The organism is Streptomyces sp. NBC_01275 (assembly GCF_026340655.1).
Classification (GTDB): domain Bacteria; phylum Actinomycetota; class Actinomycetes; order Streptomycetales; family Streptomycetaceae; genus Streptomyces.
In genome coordinates this window covers 85,617-107,133 of the sequence record NZ_JAPEOZ010000001.1, presented here as the reverse complement: position 1 = coordinate 107,133, position 21,517 = coordinate 85,617, and the positions used below count along the sequence as shown (strand labels likewise).

Here is a 21,517-nt window from a genome sequence, read left to right as displayed (position 1 = left end):
GGATCACCCGTGATGGGTGACCCGGCGGGCCGCGCCGGGCGGGACGCTGGCCCGGTGAGGTCACCGCACACCGCCCCGTCGGCGGTCCGGAGGCGACCCGCCGATCGCGCGAGGAGGAGCCATGACCGTGTCGCGTGATCCGGAGGGGCCGCACACCGGGCCGGAGCACAGGTCCGACGGGGCGGGACCGCACACCGCGGGCGACCACCCCATGGGCGACCCCGCGCAGACGCTGGCGGCCCTCGGGCGCTCCTGGACGTGGATGCTCGGCTCGGCGATCGCCACGCTCGTGCCGGGCCTGCTCGTCCTTGTCTGGCCGGACGAGACCCTGCACGTGCTGGCGGTCCTCATCGGCCTGTATCTCCTGGTGACCGGGGCGTTCCGGTTCGTGGCGGCCTTCGCCCGGGACGACCACGGCGAACGGCTGCCCGGACTGCTCCTGGCCGTGCTGTACGTCCTGGCCGGCGTTCTGTGCCTGCGCAACCCGCTCCAGACCATCGCCGTGCTCTCCCTGATCGTCGGGATCGTCTGGCTGACGTCGGGCATCCTCACCCTCTACACGGCCCTCGCCGCCAAGGACCTGCCCCACCGCGGCTTCGTCCTGTGCGCGGCCGTCCTCGGCATCGTCGCCGGAATCGTGGTGCTGTCCCTGCCCACCGAGTCGGCCCGGGCGCTGACCCGGCTGCTCGGCCTCTGGCTGGTCCTGCTCGGCCTGGTCGAGCTGGCCGTCGCCCTGGCCTGGCGGGCCGCGCTGCGCCGGGCGGGCGTGGGCGCAAACGGCCCGCGCGGGACGGCCGGGGGCGACTGAGATCCGGCGAAGGAACCGCCGAGGGGCGCCCCGGACCCCACGGGCACAGCTCACCCGCCTGGGGTGAGGCCCCCGGCACCCGCCGCACGCACTCTGGAAACGGCACGCAACGGCTTTCGGGCGAAAGCCCGGGACGGAGGAGTGACATGAGTGCACCGACGTACCTCGCGTACGACTATCCGCTGCTGAGCGCCTTCTGGACCATGCTGGTGTTCTTCCTGTGGATCATGTGGTTCGTCCTGCTCTTCCGGGTCGTCGTCGACATCTTCCGCGACGACGACCTCAGCGGCTGGGCCAAGACCGGCTGGCTGGTGTTCACGATCGTCCTGCCGTTCCTCGGGGTGTTCGTCTACGTGATCGCCCGCGGCAAGAACATGGGCAGCCGCGATGCGGCGCACGCCCGTGCACAGCAGGAGGCCTTCGACTCCTACGTCCGCAAGACCGCCCAGGGCGGCGACGGACGGCCCAGCAGCGCCGACGAGCTGGCCAAGCTGTCCGAGATCCGGGCCCGCGGCGACATCACGGACGAGGAGTTCCGCAAGGCGAAGCAGCTGGTCCTGAGCGGGCACGGCCCGGCCGAGGGATCGGCCCCCGTCACGTCCGGCTCCGGCCGCTGAACCCACCCGACGAAAGACGACACCGAATCGAGGCATCGGGATGACTGCGACTCACACTCCGCACGCGCACGCGCACTCGGCCAGACTGCAGTGGGCCGACGGCCTGACCGTCTTCGCCGCTGTGACACTCATGCTCGCCGGAGTGCTCGACATCTTCCGCGGGATCATGGGGATCGCCGAGGACGACGTGTTCGTTTCGACGAGCAACTACGTCTTCAAGTTCGACCTGACCGGCTGGGGCTGGATCCACCTGGCCCTGGGCGTGGTCGCGGTGCTCGTCAGCCTGGGGCTGTTCCAGACGGCGAAGTGGGCGCGCGTCGCCGGTGTGGCCATCGCCGGGCTCATCGTGATCGCCAACTTCCTCTCCCTGCCGTACTACCCGGTCTGGTCGGTCGTGATGATCGCCTTCTCCGGGTTCATCATCTGGGCGCTGTGCGTGGCGCGTCCGGCCGGGTCCGGGTCGGAAGGGCGGTAGCCGGGATGTGCCGATGGCTCGCCTACTCGGGAACGCCCATCCTGCTCGAGAACATCCTCTACAAACCGGCGCACTCGCTGATCGACCAGAGTCTGCACTCCAAGCTGGGCGTCGAGACGACGAACGGCGACGGGTTCGGCGTCGGCTGGTACGCGCCGGACGTCGACAACCCCGGGGTGATGCGGGACACCACCCCGGCGTGGAGCAACCGCAACCTGCAGGAGCTCGCCGGCCATGTCCGCTCCTCGATGTTCTTCGCCCACATCCGGGCCTCGACCGGCACGGCGGTGCAGCAGACCAACTGTCACCCGTTCCGTCACGGCCGCTGGATGTGGATGCACAACGGGGCGATCACCGACTTCCACGAGATCCGCCGCGACCTCGCCCTGGCCGTCGACCCGGAGCTGTTCCTCGACATCGAGGGCTCCACGGACTCCGAGATGATGTTCTTCCTGGCCCTCACCTTCGGCCTGGAAGAGGATCCGCCGGGCGCGGTGGCGCGGATGGCGGGCCTGGTGGAGCGGACCGGTCACCGGCACGGGGTGGAGTTCCCGTTGCAGATGACGGTCGCCGTGACCGACGGCCGACGGCTGTGGGCCTTCCGCTACTCCAGCCAGGGCGCCTCACGCTCGCTCTACTACAGCACCCGGGTGGACACACTCCGGGCCCTGCACCCCGAAGTGGCGTTCCTGAGCGAGGTCTCCGACGACACCCGTCTGATCGTCTCGGAGCCCCCGGGCGACCTCCCGGGGGCCTGGAACGAGGTCCCCGAGAGCAGCTGGGGCGTGGTCCAGCCCGGCGCGAACGACGACCTGCTCACCTTCACACCCGCGGCGGCGTAGTCCCCGCGGTACGGCGGCTCTCAGCCGTGGTACGTGATGTACCCGTTGCCGTCGGCGTCGTCGGCGCGCTTCGTGTAGGAGTGCACGTCGGCGCGGGCGCCCGAGGGCTTGACCAGGTAGATGGTGTCCTTGTCGTTGTTCCAGAGGAAGTTGCAGTTCTGGCGGTAGGCGACGTTGCCGGCGTCGGAGTCGGCGCCCCGGCCGCCCCGCAGCTTCACCGAGTCGCCGGGCTCGAGCCGGTGGTCGGCGGCGAAGGTGAACTTGTTGCCGGCGGCGTCCTTCACGACGTAACCCCTGAGGTTGACGGTCGTCGTGCGGGAGTAGTTCTTGATCGTCAGGTACTCGTCCTTGGTGTTGCCGCCGGAGCAACGGTTGGAGTCGCTGCCGGGCGCGTCGTACTGGACGCCCTTGATCTTCAGCGCGGACGTGTACTCGGTGGCGTGGGCCGGAGCGGCGGCGAGCGTCGCGGTGAAGCCCGCCGCGGCGACCACGGCCAGCGCATGACGTATACGCATGAGGAATCCCCCCTCGATGGTGCGAATGAAGCGCCTGGAGCCTACCGAACGGGTGAGTAATCAGTGCGCTATTGGTGTGCATTCCATGAAAGATGCTGATGAGAGGTGGAGAGTAGTGGTATAGGGGGTGGCCCCGCCCCCGGGACAGCGGGGACGGGGCCACGTAGGGGGGTGGTCAGAGCGCGGATGCGGCGCTGTGGAGGTTCTTGGCGGCCAGGGCGAGGCCTTCGGTCTGGGAGTAGGCGGCGTCTTCGTGTTCGATGTTGACGGCCATGTCGGGGTCGATCTCGGCGAGGGCGCGCAGGAACTCGGTCCAGTAGGCCACGTCGTGGCCGGCGCCGACGGCGACGAACTTCCACGCCGGGTTCTCCGGCCAGGAGTTGCACCAGAATCCGTAGCCGGTGGGGACTTTGCCGGGTGCGTCGGCGGGGACGCGGGTGAAGGAGGTGTCCAGCACGCCGCGGATGTCGGCGCCGGGGCAGAGCGTGGCGTCCTTGGCGGCGGCGTGGAACACCAGCGGGCCCAGCCATTTGATGGAGGCGACGATGTCCATGCCCTGCCACATCAGATGGGAGGGGTCCATCTCCGCGCCGACGTGGGTCGCGCCGGTCTCGTCGACGAGGCGCTTGAGGGTGACGGGGGAGAAGACGAGGTTGTGGGGGTGCATCTCGATGGCGACCCGGACGTCGTTGTCGCGGGCGAGGGCGTCGATCTCCTTCCAGAAGTCGACGGCCACGGCCCATTGGTAGTCCAGGACGTCCATGTAGACGCCGTCCCAGGGGTTGACGACCCAGGAGGGGTACTTGGCGTCGGGGTCGGAGCCGGGGGTGCCGGACATGGTGACCACGTGCTTCACGCCGAGCAGGCCCGCGAGGCGGATGGTGCGGCGCAGGTCGTCGGCGTGCTTGGGGCCGACGCCGGGGAGCGGGTTGAGGGGGTTGCCGTTGCAGTTGAGGCCGGTGAGCTCCATCCCGCGCTCGGCGAAGGCGGCCAGGTATTCCTCGCGGGCGGCGGCCGAGGACAGCAGGAGGTCGACCGGGCAGTGCGGGGAGGGGATGAAGCCGCCGGTGTTGACCTCGACGGAGGTCAGGCCGTTGTCCTTGAGGACGTCGAGGGCCTCGGTGAGGGGGCGGTCGTGCAGACAGGCGGTGTAGGCGCCGAGCTTGAGGGCCATGCGAGTGCTCCTTCGGGGTGTGGGGGGTGTCAGGCGGCGGGCGGGACGGCGACGGACGCGCCGCCGTCGCGGGAGGAGGCGACGACTGCCTGGATGATCTCCATGGTCCGCAGGGCGTCGGCGAACGTGGCGCAGGCCGGCAGCGGCTGGGCGACGCCCGCGACCTGGTCGAGGAAGGCGCGGGCCTGGTAGGTGAAGTTGTCGGCGTTGCTGGCGCCCACGCCCGCCGCCTCCATCGGGACGCCGCCGGCGAAGTAGGGCAGCTGCGGTCCGACGATGACCTGCCGGGCGCCTTGGGTCCGGGCGTCGGGCTGGGCGTCGTCGAAGAGGTACTCGGCGGGGCGGTGCTGGTCGAACGCGGCTCGCCCGCCGACGCCCAGGACGTCGAAGGCGAGTCCGTTGGGCAGGCCGAAGCCGGTGCGCGTCACGGAGAAGGTGCCCACGAGCCCGGACTCGAAGCGGGCGGTGAAGGAGGCGGTGTCCTCGTTCTCGACCTCGCCGAACTCGTCGGAGACGGGAGCGGCGTTGTGTCCGACGACCGCGCCGAGCGGCAGGGGCCGCTTGGGGATCTGCGTCGAGAGGAAGGCGCCGGAGACGGAGACGATGGGACCGGCGACGTACTCGGCGGCGTCGATGACGTGCGAGCCGACGTCCCCGAGCGCGCCGGAGCCGGCGCCGCCCTTGAACCGCCAGCTCAGCGGCCCGTTCGGGTCGGTGGCGTAGTCGCACCAGTAGCGGCCGCTGAAGAGGGTGAGGTCGCCCAGCTCGCCGCGCTGGACGTGGTCGCGGATGCCGGCGATGCCGGGGGAGCGGCGGAAGGTGTAGCCGACGGCGGTCACGACCTCGGCCGTGCGCTCCAGTTCGGCCATGGCGCGGGCGTCTTCGAGCGATCCGGCGAGCGGCTTCTCGCACAGCACGTGCTTGCCCGCGGCGACCAGCGCCTCCGCGATGGGCCGGTGCAGAGCATTGCCTACGACGATGCTGACGGCGTCGATCGTGGGGTCCTCGACGACGGCCTCCCAGCTCGGGAGCGCCTTCTCGAAGCCGTAGCGGCGGGCGGCGTCCTCGCCGAGTGCGACGTTGGCGTCGGCTATCGCGGCCAGCCGGACGGGCGGCAGGCCGGCGCCGAAGACCGTGCCTGCGTTGCGGTAGCCGGCGGCGTGGCTGCGGCCGGCCATGCCGGCTCCGATCACCGCGACGGAGAGCGGCTTGCCCGAGGTGGTCATGGTGGTGCCTTTCGAAAAGTCCCGGTGGGGAATCTCAGTTGGAGGTGGGGAAGTTGAAGCCGGCGTTCACCTGCTGGGCGGGCTGCGGCCAGCGGGTGGTGACGACCTTGGGGCGGGTGTAGAAGCGGACGCCCTCGGGGCCGTGAACGGGGGAGTCGCCGATGAGGGAGTCCTTCCAGCCGCCGAAGGAGTAGTACGACATCGGCACCGGCACGGGGACGTTGATGCCGATCATGCCGACCTTGATCCGGCGCTGGAAACGGCGCGCCGCCTCACCGCTGCCGGTGAACAGGGCGGTCCCGTTCCCGTACGGGTTGGCGTTGATGAGGTCGATCGCCTCGTCGAGCGAGTCGACCCGGACGACGGCCAGCACCGGCCCGAACAGCTCTTCCTTGTACGCGTCCATCTCGGCGGTGACCCGGTCGAGCAGGGACGGTCCGGTGAAGAAGCCCTCCTCGTGACCGTCGATCTTCAGCCCGCGTCCGTCCACGACGACCGTGGCGCCCTGCGTGGCGGCGACGCCGACGGCGTTCTCGACACGCTCCTGCGACGCCTTGGTGACGAGCGGCCCCATCTCGACGCCCGGCACGTCACCGGGACCGACCTTGACCTCGCGGGCCTTGCGCTCCAGGGCCTCGACCAGCGCGTCGGCAGCCGCGTCACCGACCGCGACGGCCACCGACACGGCCATGCAGCGCTCGCCGGCCGAACCGTAGGCGCCCGCCGTGATGTGGTTGGCGGCGAACTCGATGTCGGCGTCGGGCAGGACGACGGCGTGGTTCTTCGCGCCGCCGAGGGCCTGGACCCGCTTGCCGTGCGAAGTGGCCTGCTCGTGCACGTACTTGGCGATCGGGGTGGAGCCGACGAAGGAGACCGCCTCGATGCCGGGGTGGGTGAGGATCGCGTCGACCGCGTCCTTGCCGCCGTGCACGACGTTGAAGACGCCGTCCGGAAGGCCCGCCTTCTTGTACAGCTCGGCGACGAAGTTCGCGGCTGACGGGTCGCGCTCGCTGGGCTTGAGGACGAAGGTGTTGCCGGTGGCGATGGCCATGGGGTGCATCCACAGCGGCACCATGGCCGGGAAGTTGAAGGGCGTGATGCCCGCGACGACACCGAGCGGCTGCCGGAAGTCGTGCACGTCGACACCGCGCGACACCTGGTCCGAGAACGAGCCCTTGAGCACGTCGCCGAGTCCGCACGCGAACTCCACGACCTCCCGGCCGCGCGTGATCTCGCCGCGCGCGTCGTCGACCGTCTTGCCGTGCTCGGCCGAGATGATCCGACCCAGCTCTTCCTCGTGCTCCACGAGCAGCTGCCGGAAGGCGAACATCACTTGGGTGCGCTGCGCGAGCGACGACTCCGACCAGGTCTCGAAGGCGGCAGCGGCAGCCGCGACGGCAGCGTCGACATCGGCACCGCCGCCGAGCACGACCCGCGCCTGCTCCTGGCCGGTGGCCGGGTTGAACACCGGCGCGGTGCTGGGGTTCCCACCGGTGACCGGCAACCCGTTGATCCAGTGCTGGATGGTCTTCACGTGAGGGTGTCCTTACAGGTAGTGGCGCTGGTCGAGCTTGTGGGAGGCGTACGTCTCGTACGCGGCGCGGGTGGAGTCCAGGGCGGACGTCTGGGCGACGGGCACGTCCCACCAGCCGTGCCCGGGCGGGTTGGGCCCGTACAGGTCGGTCTCGACGTGCACGACCGTCGTGCGGTGGGAGGCCTTCGCCTTCTCCATCGCGGTACGGAACTCGTCGACGGAGGTGGCGTGCAGGACGTCCGCACCGAGCGAGGAAGCGTTGGCGGCCAGGTCGACGGGGAGTACGTCGCCGTCGAGCTGGCCCGAATCGCCGTCGCGGAAGCGGTACTTGGTGCCGAACCGCTGCGAGCCGAGCGCCTCCGACAGCGCCCCGATGGAGGCGAAGCCGTGGTTCTGGACCAGGACGACGATGACCTTCAGACCCTCGGAGACCATGGTCACGATCTCCTGGGCCATCATCAGATACGAGCCGTCGCCGACGAGTACGACGACCTCCCGCGACGGATCGGCCATCTTCGCGCCGACGCCGGCGGCGACCTCGTACCCCATGCAGGAGTACGCGTACTCGACGTGGTAGGCCTTCGGATCCCGGGCCCGCCACAGCTGCTGCAGGTCGCCGGGCATGGAGCCCGCCGCGTTGATGACCACGTCGCGGTCGCCCAGCACCTCGTTGAGCGCGCCCAGGATCTGCGTCTGGGCGGGGAGTTCGCCGGTGTTCCGCTCCGGTGCGAAGCAGGTCTCCTCGATCTCCCTTGTACGGGCGATGAGTCGGCGTGTCCTGTCCCGGTACTCCTGGTCCACCTCCCAGTCGCTGAGTGCGCCGGCGAGGGCCTGGATACCGAGGCGGGCGTCGGCGACCAGCGGCTCCGCCGAGTGCTTCACCGCGTCCAGGCGGGCCACGTTGAGGTTGACGAAGGCGACGTCCGGGTCGCCGAACACGGTGTGGCTGGCGGTGGTGAAGTCCGAGTACCGGGTGCCGACGCCGAGCACGACGTCGGCCTCGCGGGCCAGCTCGTTGGCCGCGTACGAGCCGGTCGAGCCGAGGCCCCCGACCGCGTACGGGTGGTCCCAGGGCACCGCGCCCTTGCCTGCGTGCGTGTCGGCGACCGGGATCCCGGTGCCTTCGGCGAACGCCCGCAGCACGGTCTCCGCACCGGAGTAGACGGCCCCGCCGCCCACCACGATCAGCGGCCTGCGCGCGCCCCGCAGCAGCCGGGCGGCCCGCTCGACCGCGGCCGGCTCCGGCATCGGCCGGCCCACGTGCCACACCCGCCGCCGGAAGAACGCCGCCGGCCAGTCGTACGCCTCCGCCTGCACGTCCTGCGGCAGCGCGAGCGTGACCGCACCGGTCTCCACCGGATCGGTCAGCACCCGCATCGCCGCCAGCGCGGCCGGGACCAGCTGCTCGGGACGCGAGACGCGGTCGAAGTACTTCGACACCGCCCGGAAGGCGTCGTTGACCGTGACGTCCCCGCCCCGGCCGTCCTCCAGCTGCTGAAGCACCGGATCGGCGGCCCGGGTCGCGAACATGTCGGACGGCAGCAACAGCACCGGCAGTCGGTTGGTCGTCGCCAGCGCCGCACCCGTGATCATGTTCGTCGAACCGGGACCGGTGGACGCCGTGCAGGCGAAGGCCGCCAGCCGGTCGCGCATCTTCGCGTACGCCACCGACGCATGCACCATGCCCTGCTCGTTACGCGCCAAGTAGTACGGCAGATCGGCCTCGCCGGTGGTCGCCGCCTGAAGCAGCGCCTGCCCGATCCCGGCCACGTTGCCGTGCCCGAAGATCCCCCAGACACCAGGGATCAGCCGCTGCTCCTGGCCGTCGCGCTCGCTGTACTGGTTCGCCAGGAAGCGCACGAGGGCCTGAGCCGTGGTGAGTCGGATCGTGGTCGTCACAGCAGGCTCACCGCCCGGTCCACCGCGCCGGCGACGTCGCCGTCCGAGGGGTAGAGGAGCGAACGGCCGACCACCAGGCCCTGTGCGGTGGGGCACTTGAGGGCCTTGCCCCAGGACGAGAAGGCGGCCTGGGGGTCGGTGACCTCGCCGCCGAGCAGCAGCGCGGGCAGCGTCGAGGAGGCGAGGACGCGCTCCATGTCGGCGACGACCGGCAGCTTCAGCCAGGTGTAGGCGGTGCGGCGGCCGAGCCCCGAGGCGATGGTGATCGACTTGGCGACGGCGTCGGGGGAGAGGTCGTTGCGGATCCTCCCGTCGACCCAGGAGGACAGGAACGGCTCGACCATGGCGATGAGGCGACGGTCGTTGAGGGCGTCGACCGCGCGGGCGGTGTTCTCCAGCACGGACGGCGTCGCCGGGTCGTCGAGGGCGATGCGGGTGAGCATCTTGCCGCCGTCGAAGCCCATCGCGGCGATCGTCTCGGCGTCGTAGCCGGTGAAGCGGTCGTCGATCTCGAAGACGGAACCCGCCAGCCCGGCGCGGTTCATGGAGCCGAAGACGCTCTTGCCGTCCAGGACCCCGAGCAGCAGCAGGTCCTCCAGGATGTCGGCGGTGGCCAGCACACCCGTCACGCCGGGCCGCTCCAGGGCGAGGCAGAGGCGGTCCAGCAGGGCGAAGCGGTCGGCCATGGCGGTGGGGTCGCCGCCTACGCCGTTGGCGCCGCGCGCCGGATGGTCCGCCGCGACGATCATCGCCTTGCCGTGCTCGCCGAGCAGCGAGGAGGCCTGCACCCGGCGGGCGGCCGCGGCCGCTACGGCGCCGGGATCGTTGACCCGGGCGGCCACGATCCGGGTCACATGGTCGGAGAGCACGTCGGTCATGCCTTTCGCTCGATGAGGGTGGGGGCCGCCGCGCGGAGCTTCTGCGCCACCTCGGCCTCGGTGGGCATCGCGTCGGAGCAGGCCAGCCGGCCCGCGACGATCGCGCCCGCGGCGTTGGCGAAGGCGACCGTGCGGCCGGTGTCCCAGCCGGACAGCAGCCCGTGGCAGAGGGCGCCGCCGAACGCGTCGCCGGCGCCGAGGCCGTTGACCACGTCCACCGGGACCGGCGGGACCTCGACGGCGACGCCGTCCCGGCCCATGGCCAGCACACCCTTCGGGCCCTGCTTGACCACGGCCAGTTCCACGCCGGCGGCCAGCAGCGCCTTCGCCGCGGCGAGCGGCTCGCGCTCGCCGGTGGCGACCTCGCACTCGTCGAGATTGCCCACCGCCACGGTGGTGTGGCGCAGCGCCTCGGTGTAGTACGGCCGCGCGTCGGCCGGGTTCGTCCAGAACATCGGCCGCCAGTCCAGGTCGAACACCGTCGGCCCGGTCTTCGCCCGGTGGGCGAGGGCGGCGAGGGTGGCCGAGCGGCTCGGCTCCTCGCTCAGCCCGGTGCCGGTCACCCAGAAGATCCGGGCGTCGCGCACCGCGTCCAGGTCCAGTTCGCCGGGCTCGATGTCCAGGTCGGGAGCCTTCGGCAGCCGGTAGAAGTACAGCGGGAAGTCGTCCGGCGGGAAGATCTCGCAGAACGTCACCGGCGTCGGCGCGATGTCCGACGTCCCCACATAGCGGTTGTCGACGCCGTAGCCGGTCAGGGCCGTGCGGACGTACTCGCCGAACGGGTCCCGGCCCGTCTTCGTGATCACGGCGGCCGAGCGGCCGTACCGGGCGGCGGCCACGGCGACGTTGGTCGGGCTGCCGCCGAGGTACTTGCCGAACGAAGTGACCTCCGCAAGTCCCACGCCTGTCTGGAGTGGATAGACGTCCACCCCCACGCGACCCATGGTCAGTACTTCGAACGGCATCTCGCTGGTTTCCTCTCGGTGGTGACTGTTCGGTGGGACTGTTCGGTGGTGACTGTTAAAGCGCTTTAAGAGAAGCCCGGCCGACACCCCAGCTCGCAGGCCGGTACAGGGGGGGGGCTACTGCCCCGCGGACAGGTACTCGGTGATCTTCTCGCGCATGAACACCGAGGACTCCTTGGCCCGTTCCTCCCAGGCGAAGACACACGCGGTGAGGGTGCCGTCGAAACCGTTCGCCTTCAGCTCGCGGAACAGCTCGTCGAAGTCGACCTCGCCCTCGCCCATGTCGAGGTGCTGGTGGACACGTGCCGTGGTGCCGGGCGGGTTGAGGATGTAGCGGTTCCCGGAGGACGCGTTGTGGTCGAAGACGTCGGCCAGGTGCACGTGCGTCAGCAGGTCACCGGCGTACTTGATGATGCCCGGGGCGTCGTTGCCGATGTGGAACGTGTGCGGGGCGCAGTACAGGAAGCTGACGTTGGGGTTGTTGATGCCCCGGATCAGGTTGACCGCGTCGTAGCCGTTCTCGATGAAGTCGTCCGGATGCGGCTCCAGGGCGAGCCGGACGCCCTCCCGCTCGAACACCGGCAGCAGCTCTTCCAGCGACTTCCAGAACTGCGCCTCGCTGCGGTCGGCGTCCTCGGGTCGCCCGTTGAACTCCGAGATCATGCTGTCCACACCGAGGTCCGCGGCGATCTGGATCGAACGCTTCCAGTACCGTACGGCCGCCTGCCGGGCGTCCTCGTCCGGACCCGACCAGCGGAACAGCGGCAGCAGCGAGGAGATGCCGACACCCGCCGTGTCCAGCGCCTTGCGGAACCTACGCACGGTGGCGTCGTCCACGCGGGGGTGCCGGAAGAACGGGATGAAGTCCTCCCGAGGAGACAGCTCGATCCACTCGTAGCCCAACTCGGCTACCACTGCGGGCAGTTCGAGCAACGGCACATTGCGGATCATGTACGGGTCGAGGGCGATCTTCACGGCGGGTTGCCTTCCGGATGTGTCGGTCAGGAGGGGACGGCGGCGGAGTCGGGGAGCTCTTCGACGTCGACGCCCCGTACCTGTGCCAGTTCGTGCTTGAGGGCGGCGAGTTCGGCTCCGCCGGCCATGTGGTTGGTGAGCTCTTCGAGGCTGACCTGGTCGCGGGAGGCGGTGAGTTCGAGGGTTCCCAGGCGCAGGACGCTGAAGTGGTCGCCGACCATGTAGGCGTGGTGGGGGTTGTGGGTGATGAAGATGACGCCGAGGCCGCGGTCGCGGGCGGCGGCGATGTACTTCAGGACCACGCCGGACTGCTTGACGCCGAGGGCGGCGGTGGGCTCGTCGAGGATGAGGACGCGGGCGCCGAAGTAGACGGCGCGGGCGATGGCCACGCACTGGCGCTGGCCGCCGGAGAGGGTGCCGATGGGCTGTTCGAGGTCGTCGAGGACGATGCCCATGTTGCGCAGTTCCTGGTCGGCGGTCTTCTTCATCTTCTCGATGTCGAGACGGCGCAGGGGCCAGGGGCCCTTGGTCATCTCGGAGCCGAGGAAGAAGTTCCGCCACACCGGCATCAGGGGGACGGTCGCCAGGTCCTGGTAGACGGTGGCGATGCCCTTGTCGAGGGCCTGACGGGGGGTGGTCAGGCGGACGGGTTCGCCGTCGACGAGGAACTCGCCCTCGGTGTGCTGGTGGAGTCCGGAGACGATCTTGATGAGGGTGGACTTGCCGGCGCCGTTGTCGCCCAGGACGCAGGTGACCTTGCCGGGGTGGACCTCGAGGTCGACGCCGTGCAGGGCACGGATGTTGCCGTAGGACTTGCCCGTGTTCTTCAACTCGACTACGGGTTCGTCGCCTTGAGGTGCGGCCGCCTTGCGTGCGGCCTCGTCGGGCTTGGTTTCGTTGGCGGTTGTCATGGGGGTCACCTCCGGGTCGCCGCGCGGCTGACCCACAGATTGATGAGAGTGGCGCCGAGGAGCATCACGCCGAGGAAGGCCTTGAACCAGTCGGGGTTCCAGCCGGCGTAGACGATGCCCTGCTGGACCATGCCGAACATGAACGCGCCGAAGACCGGTCCGATCGCGGAGCCGTGACCACCGGTCAGCAGACAGCCGCCGATCACCGCGGCCGCGATGTAGATCAGCTCCTGGCCGACGCCCTCGCCCGACTGCACGGTGTTGAACGTGAACAGCTGGTGCATCCCGACGAACCAGGCGCCGAAGCCGACCAGCATGAACAGGGAGATCTTCGTGAACGTCACCGGCACGCCGACGGCCCGCGCCGACTCCTTGTTGCCGCCGACCGCGAAGATCCAGTTGCCGTACTTCGTGCGCAGCAGCACCCAGGTGGCGATGGCGGCGAAGACCAGCCACCACACCACGGTGATCTTCACCTGCACGTCGCCGATCTGGAACGACGAGGCGAAGAGCTTCCGGGCCTGCCCGAAGCCGTCCATGTCGCTGATGTCGTCGGTGGCGACATTGCCGGTGACCAGCTTGGTCACCGCGAGGTTGACGCCCTGGAGGATCAGGAAGGTGCCCAGGGTGACCAGGAAGCTCGGCAGCCCGGTCTTCACCAGCATCCAGCCGTTGAGGAAACCGACGCCCAACGACACCAGGAGCGCGACGACCACACCGGCCCAGACGTTCATGCTGAGCTGGTAGCAGAGCATGCTCGCGGTGAGCGCCGACGTGATCACCGAGACGCCGGCCGACAGGTCGAACTCGCCGCCGATCATCAGCAGCGCCACGGGCAGCGCCATGATCCCGATGGTCGACGACTGGTACAGGATGTTGGCCATCGAGCTGCCGTCCCGCACCGGCGGCGCGGAGACGAGGAAGAACACGTACACCGCGACGGCGCCGAGGAAGACGCCCACCTCGGGACGGGCCAACAGCCGCAGCGCCAGGGAACGCTGGGTGGTCCGGCCGTCGGTCTCCTTCGGGCCGGAGGCCGGCGGTGTGGTCACCGCCGGCGCAGCCTGCTGAGTCACACTCATCACCTGGTGCCCTTCGCGGCGAACGTGGCGACCGCCTCGACGTTGGACTTGTCGACGAAGGCGGGCCCGGTCAGCACCGGCTGCTCACCGCCGCCGCTGAAGTTGCCGTTGGTCTTGTAGAGCCAGAGGGAGTCGACGGCCAGGTAGCCCTGGAGGTAGGGCTGCTGGTCCACGGCGAACTGGATCGAGCCCTTCTGGATGGCGGAGACGAGGTCCTTGTTCAGGTCGAAGGTCGCGACCTTCGCCTTGCTGCTCGACTCGGAGACCGCCTGCACCGCGGTCAGCGCGACGGGCGCGCCGAGCGTGACGACCTCGTCGATGGAGCTGTCCTGCTTCAGCTTCGCGGTGATCGTCGACTTCACCGACGGCATGTCGGTGCCGTTGACGTAGAGGATGTCCGTCTTGCCGCCGAAGGTCTTCTTCACGCCGGCGCAGCGCTCTTCGAGGTTGACGTCGCCCTGCGCCTGGATCACGCACAGCGTGTGCTTGGCGCCGGTGCCGTTGAGCTTGGTGCCGAGAGCCTGGCCGGAGACGGCCTCGTCCTGACCGAAGAACGACAGCAGGCCCTGCTCCTTCCAGACGCCCAGGCCCGCGTTGAGGCCGACGACCGGGATGCCGGCCTGCTCCGCCTTGGCGACCACGTCCTTCAGGGCGTCGGGCTTGGCGAGGGTGACGGCGATGCCGTCGACCTTCTGGTCGATCGCGTTCTGCACCAGGTTGGCCTGGTCGCCGGCCGTCTCGTCGTTGGAGTAGATCAGCTTGACGTTGTCCTTGGCGGCGGCCGCCTCGGCGCCCTTGCGGATGGTGTCCCAGAACGTGTCGCCGGACGGTGCGTGGGTGACCAGCGCGATCGTCATGCGAGGGGTGCTTGCCTTGCCCGCGGAGGCGTTGTCGGCCTCCTCGGCGGACTTCTTGCCGCCAGAGCTGCTGGAGCAGCCCGCGAGGGTCAGGGCGGCCGCGGCGGCCACGGCCGCCGCGGGAACGAGTCTGCGGGAGCGGGGCAGGGATGTGCGGTTCATGGTGCGTGCACCTCGCTGTGCAACTGGGAGGGGAGAGGAACATGAGCTGTGAGGGGATTGGAAGCATGAACTGCTGAACCACGAGGCCGGGACTCCGGAGTCGACTTCGTCGGAACGTCAGGACAATTTAAAGCGCTTTAATTCCTGGTACTATCGGCGTTGTTTCGTCAGCGTGTCAAGGGTGTTGCGCAAGAAGATTTCGACGGGGAGGCGCAGGTGGAAGAAGTCGGTTCCGCACGTGAACGGAACGGCACGAGCAAGCGCCCCCGGCTGGAGGACGTGGCCGCACGGGTGGGCGTGTCGACCGCGTCGGTGTCCCTGGTGCTGCGCGGTGTGCCCGGACCCAGCGAGCGGACCCGGCAGCGGGTGCTGAAGGCGGCGGCCGACCTCGGCTACCAGGTGGACCGCACCGCGAGCCTCCTGGCCAGCAGGCGCACCCGGCTGCTCGGCGTCATGGTCGACATCCACAGTCCGTTCCACGCCGAGCTCGTCGAGCATCTGCACACGGCCGCCGAGGACGTCGGCTACGACCTGGTCCTGAGCACCCAGACCCGCACCCGCGACGAGCACACCGCGGTGGAGACGCTGCTGGCCTTCCGCAGCGAGGCGCTGATACTCCTCGGCCCCACCGCCCCCGCCGACGTGCTCGCCGCCCTCGACCGCAAGTCACCCGTCATCGCCGTGGGCCGCCGGATCGCCGAGGCCGACCTGGACGTCGTCCGCACCGCGGACGACGAGGGAGTGGGCCAGATCGTCGACCATCTGGTGGGCCTCGGGCATCGTGACATCGTCCACGTCGACGGCGGCAAGGGGGTCATCGCCACCGACCGGCGTCGCGGCTACCGCTCGGCCATGCGCCGGCACGGCCTGGACGCGCACATCAGGGTCCTGCGCGGCGATCACACGGAGGCGGCCGGCGAACGCGCCGTCCACCAGCTCCTCGACGGGGGCCGACTGCCCACCGCCGTCGTCGCGTTCAACGACCAGTCGGCCATCGGCGTCCTGGCCGCGCTCTCCCGTGCGGGCGTCGCCGTCCCGGGCGGGGTGTCCGTGGTCGGCTACGACGACGACTCCTTCTCCCGCATGAGCTGCTTCAACCTGACCACCGTCAGCCAGAGCGCCCAGGAGCAGGCCCGATACGCGGTGACCGCGGCCGTCGAACGCCTCGACCAGGGCCGTACCGAGTCGCGCGAGGTCGTCCTCAGCCCGCGCCTCGTCGTGCGCGGCACCACGGCGGAGCCCGCCTGACGCGGGGGTGTGTGGAGTGTGCGTGCGTCAGGCCGCCGGCCGTACCAGGCCGGACTCGTAGGCGAAGGCCACCGCCTGGACCCGGGCGCGGGCGCCGATCTTGGCGAGGATGTGGCTGACGTGGGACTTCACGGTCGTCGGGGCGATGCAGAGCCGGGCGGCGATCTCGGCGTTGGACCAGCCGGAGGCGACCGCGACGAGGACGTCCCGCTCACGTTCGGTGAGCGCGTCGAGCGCGACGACCCGCGAGAGGGGGCGGGGGGTGCGCTGCTGGCGGACGGCGTCGATGAGGGCGTGGGTCAGACCGGGGGTGATGACCGCGTCCCCGGCGGCCACGACGCGGATCGCCGCGGTCAGTTCGTCGGGGGTGGCGTCCTTGAGGAGGAACCCGCCGGCGCCCGCGCGCAGGGCGGCGGACGCGTACTCCTCATGACCGGCGGAGGTCAGGACCAGCACCCGCGGAGGGGCTTCCCCGGTCCCGGCGGAGGTGTTCGCGAGGGCGGGCACGGGCGCGGGGACGGGAGAGAGGCGGGCGCGCTGCGCGATGCGCCGGATGGTCTCCATGCCCTCCGGGTCGGAGAGGCGGCCGTCCAACAGGACGACGTCGGGACGCAGCGCGGCGCTCATACGGACCGCCTCGGCTCCGCCGGCCGCCGCGCCGACGACGGTCAGGTCGGGCTCGCCCGCGAGGAGCATGCGCAGGCCGAGGCGTTGCAGGGACTGGTCGTTGACGATGAGTACGGAGACCATGCCTGTCGTTCTCCATGCTGGTGCGGGGGAGGGGGGTGAGGCGCGGCCGTGGCGGCCCGAGCGGATCTAAACGAAACGGTTTCGTTCGCTTGCCTCTCAGATTAACTCTCCTCCCATCGAAACGGAACCGTTCCCTTGTGGCTTGCGTCATACCCGGATCCCCGTACCCGGATCCCGACGGGCGGATCCCGACGGGCGGATCCCGACGGCCGGATCCTCATCTCCGGATCCTCGAAAAAGTCCGTGGCGCATGGAGGCGGGGAGCGTTACGATCTGCCGCGATGATCACTCACTCTGTTCATAGATCGGGGGTCCCTACCGCGCAAGGTGAGCGCTGATGCTCACTTCGACCGCGAACGGGGATTCCCGCCTTTCCTTGTGGCTGCGCGTGCGCGAGTTCGCCGTGCCGCCCTCCATGATCGACACCGCGACCGCCCGCCGCCACGCCGGGGACTGGGCCGGGGCGTGCGCCGCCGCGGGCGTCGACGTGGATCTCAACCTGCGCACCCTGGCGCGCACCCATGGCCGGGAGCTGGCCGCCCGGCTCCGGTCCGACCTCCGCCGGCTCGCCCCTGACCTGCTGCGCTGGCACATGCCCAGGATCGCCCCCGACGGACTGCTGCGACCGGGGCTGACCCTGCCGCTGGCGCGATACGACGGGTGTGACGCCGCCGATCGCGACGGCGCGGGCCCGGTGCACCTCGTGGTCCGTACGCCGCCGGCATGGGCCGACGCCGGTCAACGGATCAGCCTCGGAGTGTGGGACGGCTCCTCTGTCGAGGCCGGCGCCCGCCGCCACCCCCATCCCCGCCCCGGCCGACGGTTCCGCCTCGACCTGCACCGCCACCTGTGGGACGCCCGCAGAGCCGATGAACTGCGGATCCGGTCCGGGGCCGATCGGCAGTCCACTGCCTGTCCGCTCTTCCCGGACCTCGACCCCGAGCTGCCGGGGGCGATCCCGCAGGGACTCGGCTGCGCCGTCGACCGATGGGCAGCCGAGGCGGCGCTTCTGCTCCACGCCGAGGGCCGAACCGACCGGACCGTCGTCGTACGCCTCGGCGGTCGGCGTCGGCTGCTCCTGGACCTGCGCCCGGACCCTGAGGCGGACCCTGATCCGGGCGGAGGCATGGGCAGAGGTGCGGGTGTGGGTGCGTGCGGGGAAGGAGACAGGGCCGGCGCCGCGCTCGGCTTCCAGGTCGGCTTCGGGCCGCCCGCGCTGCGGATCGTCGCGGTGCGCGCGCAGGAGGGCGGCGATCCCGCGCTGCCCGTCCTGCCCGACGCGGCGACCTGGACGCTGCCCGACCTGGAGCTGATCCGTACGGGCGCGATCGACGTCGATCGGCTGCACCCGCTGGTCGCCTCGGCGCTGGCGCCGGAGCGCTCACCGGCCGACCCCTCCCGGGGTCCGGACCGGGCGGACCGTGGGGACCGGGTGGGGCGACCGTACCTCGTGCAGTGCAGGGGAGCCGAGCACCGGATCGGCCTGGTCGACGGGGTCCTGGCCCCGCTGGACCACGATCCGGCCGAGATCCGAAGAGAGGAGCTGCTGGCCGCGCTGACCGGCACTCCGCTGCCCTGTCTGCAGGCCGTCGACGCGGCGCACCGGCGTCCCGACTGCCTCACCGGCGTCCGCGAACGCCTGGACCACGGCGACACCGCCGGCGCGCTGGCCGTCGTCGAGAGCCTGCTGGGCCCTGACGCACTGCTGCGCGACGGAGCGCTGCGGGACGAACTGGAGACCGCCGCCCTACGGCGGATCGCCTACGGGTTGTACCGGTCCGGGCTGATCGGCCCCGGCCCCGACCGCATCCCGCCACGTCCCCACCCCCGCGACCGGCGCCTGCGCCCGCACTCACGCCGCATGACCTGGCGCTGACCCGGGGTCCTTCCTCCCCTGCGCCCACTCCTTCTCGTACCACGACCCCAAAGGTGATCACCCATGCCCACACGCGCCCCGTACGACACTGCCCGCACCCTCTCCGACCCGCCCCCCGCCGCCCAACTCGATGTAGCCGGCGCACTGTTGACCCTGCTGCGGGACGCCACCACCGAACCGCGCCCCGACACCCAGCTCGAGGCCCTCACCCTGGCCGTGGCCGCCGACCTGCCCGTCCTCCTGTGGGGCGAGCCGGGGATCGGCAAGACCGCGGCCCTGACCCAGCTCGCCGCGGCCCTGGACCTCCCCCTCACCACCGTGATCGCCAGCGTGCACGAGCCGTCCGACTTCTCCGGCCTGCCCATCGTCGGAGACGACCCCGCACAGCAGGGCGTCCCCATGGCCCCGCCGGACTGGGCGGTACGCCTGGTGCGGGCCGGCCGGGGCCTGCTCTTCCTGGACGAACTGTCCACCGCGCCCCCGGCCGTGCAGGCCGCCCTGCTCCGTCTCGTGCTGGAACGACGGATCGGCTCCCTCCGACTGCCGCCCGGGGTGCGGATCGTGGCCGCCGCCAACCCGCGTTCCTCGGCGGCCGACGGCTGGGAGCTGAGCCCGCCGCTGGCCAACCGGTTCGTCCACCTCCAGTGGACCCACGACCACGAGGTCGTCGTACGCGGCCTCGGCGGGACCTGGCCCCGGGCGACCCTGCCGCGGCTCGACCCGGGGAAGCTGCCGCAGGCCGTCGACTTCGCCCGCCGGGCGGTGTGCGGGCTGCTGGCCGCCCGCCCCACGCTCGTGCACCGGCTGCCCAGCGGCGAGACCCGCCGGGGCGGCCCCTGGCCGTCGCCCCGCAGCTGGGAGATGACCCTGTGTCTGATCGCCTTCGCGACCGCGGCAGACTCCTCCCGGGACGTACTGTCCCTGCTGGTCAGGGGCACCGTGGGGGACGGTCCGGGGCTGGAGTTGCTGGCGAGCCTGGACCGGATGGACCTTCCGGACCCCGAGACGCTGCTCGCCGACCCGGCGGAAGCCGTCCTGCCCGAACGGGGGGATCTGCGGCAGGCCGTGCTCGACGGTGTGGTGGCGGCGGTCCGGGAACGCCCGGAGAGGTCCCGCTGGGACGCGGCGTGGGCGCTCCTGGTCCGGGCGGTGGAGACCGGAGCCCCGGACCTGGTGGTCGTCCCCGCCACCACCCTCGCCACCCTGCGCCGCGAGGACTGGGACGTTCCGCCGTCCATCGAGAAGCTCGCCGGAGCGGTCTCGCTGTCCCGCCGGGCGGACCAGGCGGCGGAACGCACGGCGGCCCGGGTCGACTCCGCCGCGGGGGCCCGCCGATGACGCCGTACGCACCGGACGCGCAGGTGACACCGGATGGACCGGACGGACTGGACGGACTGGACGGGCAAGTTGCACCGGACGCGCCCCAGCTCCCGGACCTGGACCTGGGCCTGGACCGCGACAAGCTCTTCGCCGCCCGGCTGTACGCCGCACGGGCCCGGCCCTACCTGGCGACGGCGCTGTTCGCCCTGCACGCCGTCGCGTCGCGGCGGGTGCCGACGATGGCCGTCGACCGGCACTGGCGGGCTTACGTCTCACCGGCGTTCGTGGACCGGACGCCGGTGGAGGAACTCGCCGGCGTATGGGTGCACGAGGTGTCGCATCTGCTGCGCGACCACCACGGGCGCAGTGACCGCTTCGCACGCGAGCAGGGGCTGACCGGCGCGGGGGAGCGGCTGCGGATGAACATCGCCGCGGACTGCGAGATCAACGACGACGCGTTCGGCGACGGGCTGGTCCCGCCCGAAGGCGCTGTCGTACCGGCGACGTTGAGCCTGCCCGAGGGGCAGCTCATGGAGGACTACCTGCGGCAGTTCCGGCTCGGACCGCATACGCAGGACCTGGCCTGGCTGGACTGCGGCAGCGGCGCCGACGGGCTGGAACGTGCGTGGGAGCTGGGACCGGACGGCGCGCACGGCCTCAGCGAGCAGGAACGGGACGCGGTCCGGTTCCGGGTGGCGCAGGGCATCACCGCCCGTCCGGGGGACACCCCCAAGGGGTGGCGGCGGTGGGCGGAGGAGGCGTTCCATCCGCCGCAGCCGTGGCGGGAGTTGCTGGGAGCGGCCGTCCGCTCGGCGGCGTCCGGTCCCGGCGCGGGCGAGGACTACACCTACGGCCGGCCGTCGCGGCGCTCGGCGGGGGTGCCCGGCGCCGTCCTGCCGAGCCTGCGCCGCAGACCGCCCCGGGTCTGCGTGGTCGTCGACACCTCCGGTTCGGTCAGCGACGCCGAACTCGGCAGCGCGCTTCTCGAGGTCGCCGCGATCTCCCGCGCGGTGGGCGGACGCCGCGACCTGGTCACCGTGGTGCCGTGCGACGCGTCGGCCCGGATCGCCCATCCGCTGTGCCGGGCCGAGGGAATCCCGCTGATCGGCGGCGGGGGCACGGACCTGCGCACCGGCTTCGCCCGCGCCCTGCGCACCCAGCCCCGCCCCGACGTGGTCGTCGTCCTGACCGACGGTCAGACGCCCTGGCCGGACACCCGGCCTCCCTGCCGTACGGTGGTCGGCCTCTTCCCCCGGAACTCCTCGACCCGGTCCTGGCACGAGGACGACCCGGACTACGTGCCGGACACACCGCCCGCCTGGGCGCGAGTCGTCGACATCGGCTAGGCCGCGCCCAGCCCGCCCAGCCCGCCCAGCCCGCCCAGCCCGCCCAGCCCGCCCAGC

General features: G+C 71.2%; 20 protein-coding genes. 8 read left to right on the top strand and 12 right to left on the bottom strand.

Translation table 11 applies throughout. The features are described from left to right. Window positions 1-211 precede the first annotated feature (211 nt). The 4 genes from OG562_RS00415 (at window position 212) to OG562_RS00400 (ending at window position 2,742) form a co-directional block, all read left to right on the top strand. Window positions 212-808 carry an HdeD family acid-resistance protein gene (locus OG562_RS00415; RefSeq protein WP_266408920.1) on the top strand — a complete coding sequence of 199 codons (597 nt, stop codon included), beginning with the start codon at window positions 212-214 and terminating at the stop codon, window positions 806-808. A 146-nt stretch (window positions 809-954) separates the two neighbouring features. Continuing rightward, complete coding sequence (locus OG562_RS00410; protein ID WP_266392004.1) at window positions 955-1,425, top strand: SHOCT domain-containing protein; 471 nt, start codon at window positions 955-957, stop codon at window positions 1,423-1,425. A 40-nt stretch (window positions 1,426-1,465) separates the two neighbouring features. Next, window positions 1,466-1,900, top strand: coding sequence for a hypothetical protein (locus OG562_RS00405; protein ID WP_266392001.1), 435 nt, complete (start codon window positions 1,466-1,468; stop codon window positions 1,898-1,900). A 5-nt stretch (window positions 1,901-1,905) separates the two neighbouring features. Beyond that, window positions 1,906-2,742 carry a class II glutamine amidotransferase gene (locus tag OG562_RS00400; RefSeq protein ID WP_266391999.1) on the top strand — a complete coding sequence of 279 codons (837 nt, stop codon included), beginning with the start codon at window positions 1,906-1,908 and terminating at the stop codon, window positions 2,740-2,742. 20 nt (window positions 2,743-2,762) lie between these two features. Here the strand turns inward: OG562_RS00400 and OG562_RS00395 are convergent, their stop codons facing one another. The 11 genes from OG562_RS00395 to OG562_RS00345 form a co-directional block, all read right to left on the bottom strand. Beyond that, window positions 2,763-3,257: a lamin tail domain-containing protein gene (locus tag OG562_RS00395; protein ID WP_266391996.1), complete on the bottom strand. Its 495-nt coding sequence runs from the start codon at window positions 3,255-3,257 to the stop codon at window positions 2,763-2,765. A 175-nt stretch (window positions 3,258-3,432) separates the two neighbouring features. Next, window positions 3,433-4,431 carry a sugar phosphate isomerase/epimerase gene (locus OG562_RS00390; RefSeq protein ID WP_266391993.1) on the bottom strand — a complete coding sequence of 333 codons (999 nt, stop codon included), beginning with the start codon at window positions 4,429-4,431 and terminating at the stop codon, window positions 3,433-3,435. Between the two features lie 29 nt (window positions 4,432-4,460). Then, entirely contained in the window at window positions 4,461-5,657 is a 1,197-nt protein-coding gene (locus OG562_RS00385) for a Gfo/Idh/MocA family protein (protein ID WP_266391992.1), read from the bottom strand. 34 nt (window positions 5,658-5,691) lie between these two features. After that, the gene (locus OG562_RS00380) at window positions 5,692-7,191 is read right to left on the bottom strand and encodes a CoA-acylating methylmalonate-semialdehyde dehydrogenase (protein WP_266391989.1); all 1,500 of its coding nucleotides are present in this window, start codon (window positions 7,189-7,191) and stop codon (window positions 5,692-5,694) included. Window positions 7,192-7,203: 12 nt separating this feature from the next. Further along, a complete protein-coding gene (gene iolD / locus OG562_RS00375; RefSeq protein ID WP_266391988.1) occupies window positions 7,204-9,090 on the bottom strand; it encodes a 3D-(3,5/4)-trihydroxycyclohexane-1,2-dione acylhydrolase (decyclizing) in 1,887 nt (628 codons plus the stop codon). After that, the gene (locus tag OG562_RS00370) at window positions 9,087-9,968 is read right to left on the bottom strand and encodes an aldolase (protein ID WP_266391986.1); all 882 of its coding nucleotides are present in this window, start codon (window positions 9,966-9,968) and stop codon (window positions 9,087-9,089) included. The genes iolD and OG562_RS00370 overlap by 4 nt, the downstream gene beginning before the upstream one ends. Then, window positions 9,965-10,933, bottom strand: a complete 969-nt coding sequence (iolC, locus tag OG562_RS00365; RefSeq protein WP_266391985.1) for a 5-dehydro-2-deoxygluconokinase — start codon at window positions 10,931-10,933, stop codon at window positions 9,965-9,967. Before iolC ends, OG562_RS00370 begins: the two co-directional genes overlap by 4 nt. A 117-nt stretch (window positions 10,934-11,050) precedes the next feature. Continuing rightward, window positions 11,051-11,908: a sugar phosphate isomerase/epimerase gene (locus OG562_RS00360; RefSeq protein ID WP_266391983.1), complete on the bottom strand. Its 858-nt coding sequence runs from the start codon at window positions 11,906-11,908 to the stop codon at window positions 11,051-11,053. Window positions 11,909-11,934: 26 nt separating this feature from the next. After that, window positions 11,935-12,819 (bottom strand): ATP-binding cassette domain-containing protein, encoded by an 885-nt coding sequence (locus tag OG562_RS00355; RefSeq protein WP_266391980.1) that lies wholly within the window; start codon window positions 12,817-12,819, stop codon window positions 11,935-11,937. A 5-nt stretch (window positions 12,820-12,824) separates the two neighbouring features. Further along, window positions 12,825-13,901, bottom strand: coding sequence for an ABC transporter permease (locus OG562_RS00350; RefSeq protein ID WP_266391977.1), 1,077 nt, complete (start codon window positions 13,899-13,901; stop codon window positions 12,825-12,827). Continuing rightward, window positions 13,901-14,920 (bottom strand): sugar ABC transporter substrate-binding protein, encoded by a 1,020-nt coding sequence (locus OG562_RS00345; protein WP_266391974.1) that lies wholly within the window; start codon window positions 14,918-14,920, stop codon window positions 13,901-13,903. The genes OG562_RS00350 and OG562_RS00345 overlap by 1 nt, the downstream gene beginning before the upstream one ends. Window positions 14,921-15,136: 216 nt before the next feature. Between OG562_RS00345 and OG562_RS00340 the strand changes: the two genes are divergently transcribed. Then, a complete protein-coding gene (locus OG562_RS00340) occupies window positions 15,137-16,168 on the top strand; it encodes a LacI family DNA-binding transcriptional regulator (RefSeq protein ID WP_266391971.1) in 1,032 nt (343 codons plus the stop codon). A gap of 27 nt (window positions 16,169-16,195) precedes the next feature. Here OG562_RS00340 and OG562_RS00335 read toward each other — a convergent pair whose 3' ends face one another. Next, the gene (locus tag OG562_RS00335) at window positions 16,196-16,918 is read right to left on the bottom strand and encodes a response regulator transcription factor (protein ID WP_266391968.1); all 723 of its coding nucleotides are present in this window, start codon (window positions 16,916-16,918) and stop codon (window positions 16,196-16,198) included. A 337-nt stretch (window positions 16,919-17,255) separates the two neighbouring features. Here OG562_RS00335 and OG562_RS00330 point away from each other — a divergent pair, with 337 nt between their 5' ends. From OG562_RS00330 to OG562_RS00320, 3 genes are all read left to right on the top strand, one after another. Then, window positions 17,256-18,794 carry a hypothetical protein gene (locus OG562_RS00330; protein ID WP_266391965.1) on the top strand — a complete coding sequence of 513 codons (1,539 nt, stop codon included), beginning with the start codon at window positions 17,256-17,258 and terminating at the stop codon, window positions 18,792-18,794. A gap of 63 nt (window positions 18,795-18,857) precedes the next feature. After that, window positions 18,858-20,132 (top strand): AAA family ATPase, encoded by a 1,275-nt coding sequence (locus OG562_RS00325; protein ID WP_266391963.1) that lies wholly within the window; start codon window positions 18,858-18,860, stop codon window positions 20,130-20,132. Further along, window positions 20,129-21,460, top strand: a complete 1,332-nt coding sequence (locus OG562_RS00320) for a VWA-like domain-containing protein (protein WP_266391960.1) — start codon at window positions 20,129-20,131, stop codon at window positions 21,458-21,460. Before OG562_RS00325 ends, OG562_RS00320 begins: the two co-directional genes overlap by 4 nt. Window positions 21,461-21,517: the final 57 nt, after the last annotated feature.